Raw genomic sequence first — 2,683 nt, 5'->3', positions numbered from 1 at the left:
CCACGACATCTAAGAACGCGTACGTGTTATTTCCGTACCTCATCGCCAATGATTTTTTAGGCAGGAAAGACGGCAAGCCGACTCGCTACGTAATTGATTTTAAGGATTTGGATGTTTTGGGCGCGGGCGCGTACCCAGATTTGTTTGAAAGGGTCAAGGCCACGGTTCTGCCGGCGCGTACAGCGGCCGCAAAGAAAGAAGCGAAACGCAATAAACCGTTGCTGGACGAAAACCCAAAGGCAAAGGTCAACGTCCACCATGCAAATTTCCTAAAGCGTTGGTGGTGTCTTTCCTATCGGCGAACTGAGCTGATGGACCTTATAGCCACTTTGCCGCGTTACATCGTTTGTGGAAGGGTGACGAAGCGTCCAATATTCGAGTTTGTATCATCTGATATTCATCCTAGCGATGCGCTCTCTGTCTTCCCATTGCAAGACGACTATTCGTTTGGAATTTTGTCGTCGGAGGCGCATTGGGCATGGTTCACCGAGCGCTGCTCGACTTTGACCGAAAGATATAGGTACACGTCCAATACAGTGTTCGACAGTTTCCCTTGGCCGCAAGCCCCGCAGTTGGATGCGGTCAAGGCAGTGGCCGCCGCTGCGCGGAAGCTGAGACAAGTTCGACGAGGGCTTTGCGAGAAACATGATTTGTCGTTGCGGGAGCTTTATCGTTCGGCAGAGTTGCCCGGCAATCATCCGCTCGACGAAGCACAGGCAGCCCTCGATAGTGCCGTCCGCAAAGCCTACGGCATGACGGCCAGGGCCGACCCGCTGAAATTCTTGTTTGATCTGAACCAGTCGCTTACGACGATGGAAGAGCAAGGCGAGCCGATTGTCGGCCCAGGCCTTCTTCCGGCTTTTGCAGCAGATAAGAGTCTCCTTTCTGACGATTGCTTGCGGATGCCGTAGCTCGGGCGCGGGATGGTGGCACTGAAGCCCATCTGTTGGAGCATTCGTTCGGCCTCGTACCTGACGGCGAAGCCGCACGTTCACCGCGCAGTCGGCGTTGAACACCTACAGATACACGACGTGCGCAGCGCCGACCTCGCGGGCGAGGTTGAGGGTGATGAGCGCCTGGGTTCCTCGCCGGTGGCCGGGGTCGAGCAGGAACAGCGCGCGCACGCCGGCGAGTCGCGGACCGACGCGCAGACCCGTTGCAACCGCGCCCCGCAGCGACATGCCTCGCCATCCTTCCCACGCCCTTCATTTCCCCGGCGACTATGTTATGCGAAGCGCCTTGCGAGGCGATGGACTGATGCGGAGCGTTTTGAAGGGGGCGATTTGCGGGGCGGTTGCGGTGGTGGTCGCGCTCGTGAGCCATGGTGCCGATGCTGGCGGCTGGGACACCGTGCTCAGGTTCGTGCATCGGACCGGCAATTGCGGGGCCGGCAAGGAGGTGCTCGCTTCGCTGTACTCGATCGGAACGCGGACCAGCAGCGGGGAGCCGATGAGGCACGACAGCCTCACGGCGGCGTCTCACGAGTACCCGCTGGGAACCACCGTCACGATCGTCAATCCGGTGAACGGCCGCACCTGCCAGATCCGCATCAACGATCGCGGACCGTATGGAAAGCCGCGCGATCTGGGCGTCAAGATCGACTTCGCGCCCGGCGCGGCGAAGTGCCTCGGCATGCGGGGCACGCAGTACGTCTGTCTGCCGGGTGACGACGCCATCGAACTGGCAGGTGTCCCGCACATCCTCGACGGCGGCACGATCGAGATCAACGGCACGAAAATCCGGTTGCAGGGCATCGACGCGCCGGACAGCGATCAGGTCTGCGTCGACGAAACAGGGACGGGGTGGACCTGCGGCCTTGCGGCGCGCGATGAACTGATCAAGCGCTTCGGCGACAAGTCGTGGACCTGCCAGGTGGCCGGCCGCGACAAGGTCGGCAGATCGCTGGGGAGTTGTGCGGTCGGCACCGAGAGCGTCGCGGACTGGATCGTGCGCGCAGGCTGGGCCCTGGCGGTCGCGGGGTCTTTGCAGGCCTACGAGTCGTCGGAGGCGATCGCCCGCGAGGCGCAGGCGGGTCTGTGGTCGGGCGCATTCATCGCGCCTGCGGACTGGCGCGGTCGCACCCGTCGCACCCAGATCGTCGGGGCGGACAGGGCGCCGAGCTCCGCGACGGAGATCCTGCTCGGCGCCGCCACCACCGCCGACCCGCCATCTTCGGACTGCACCATCAAGGCGAGTTTCGGCTGGCTCGGCAAGTGCACCATCCAGCGACCCGGCGGCCGGTCCTACGCCAAGCTCAAGATGGGACCTGGCAAGCGTTGGTTCTGCAGCATCGAGGAAGCCGAGGCGGCGGGCTGCCGGCCGTAGGAGGCCTTCATCGGGGAATGGCCAAGGCAAGGACATCTCTTGCGGTGTGGACGCTTCGTTACGGAGCGCCGCGACGATCAGCGACATGTCGAGGTTAGATCATTAGCAGCGGTCGCTGTCTCGCATCGACCGAACGAGATCGGCGGCGCTTTCCGATTGCGCGGGGATCGTCGCTGTCAAAGCACGGAGCAATGCCGCATCGATCGGCTTGCGAGGCTTAGCGACCGGAGTGAGACGGGCGACCGGCTTGCCTTGACGGGTGATATCGATCGACCCGCCGTTCTCGACACGATCGACCAGTTCGCCAAGATGTGCCTTGGCCTCTGCCAAACTGACCTCGTCCATCTTGATCTCCCGA

4 protein-coding genes are annotated in these 2,683 nt (G+C 62.1%); 2 read left to right on the top strand and 2 right to left on the bottom strand.

The window, feature by feature from the left end; all coding sequences use genetic code 11:
• Positions 1-911: type IIL restriction-modification enzyme MmeI (locus tag I5M_RS32050; RefSeq protein ID WP_376738667.1), on the top strand; the 911-nt coding region annotated here is incomplete at its 5' end.
• A gap of 105 nt (positions 912-1,016) precedes the next feature.
• On the opposite strand, the gene I5M_RS32650 is transcribed toward I5M_RS32050, so the two are convergent.
• Positions 1,017-1,181 carry a hypothetical protein gene (locus I5M_RS32650; RefSeq protein ID WP_022720560.1) on the bottom strand — a complete coding sequence of 55 codons (165 nt, stop codon included), beginning with the start codon at positions 1,179-1,181 and terminating at the stop codon, positions 1,017-1,019.
• A 76-nt stretch (positions 1,182-1,257) separates the two neighbouring features.
• Here I5M_RS32650 and I5M_RS05945 point away from each other — a divergent pair, with 76 nt between their 5' ends.
• On the top strand, positions 1,258-2,325 hold the full coding sequence (locus I5M_RS05945; protein ID WP_031335538.1) for an RlpA-like double-psi beta-barrel domain-containing protein: 1,068 nt from the start codon (positions 1,258-1,260) through the stop codon (positions 2,323-2,325).
• A gap of 102 nt (positions 2,326-2,427) precedes the next feature.
• On the opposite strand, the gene I5M_RS05940 is transcribed toward I5M_RS05945, so the two are convergent.
• The gene (locus tag I5M_RS05940; RefSeq protein ID WP_031335535.1) at positions 2,428-2,670 is read right to left on the bottom strand and encodes a type II toxin-antitoxin system Phd/YefM family antitoxin; all 243 of its coding nucleotides are present in this window, start codon (positions 2,668-2,670) and stop codon (positions 2,428-2,430) included.
• Positions 2,671-2,683 lie beyond the last annotated feature (13 nt).

The sequence above is a fragment of the Rhodopseudomonas sp. B29 genome, from assembly GCF_000333455.1.
Lineage (GTDB): Bacteria > Pseudomonadota > Alphaproteobacteria > Rhizobiales > Xanthobacteraceae > Rhodopseudomonas.
This window is presented reverse-complemented; position numbering and strand designations above follow the sequence as displayed.

Excerpts from the sequence above, each read along its gene's own strand:
- I5M_RS32650 (WP_022720560.1), bottom strand. The coding sequence starts at position 1,181 with ATGTCGCTGCGGGGCGCGGTTGCAACGGGTCTGCGCGTCGGTCCGCGA.
- I5M_RS05940 (WP_031335535.1), bottom strand. The coding sequence starts at position 2,670 with ATGGACGAGGTCAGTTTGGCAGAGGCCAAGGCACATCTTGGCGAACTG.
- I5M_RS05945 (WP_031335538.1), top strand. The coding sequence starts at position 1,258 with ATGCGGAGCGTTTTGAAGGGGGCGATTTGCGGGGCGGTTGCGGTGGTG.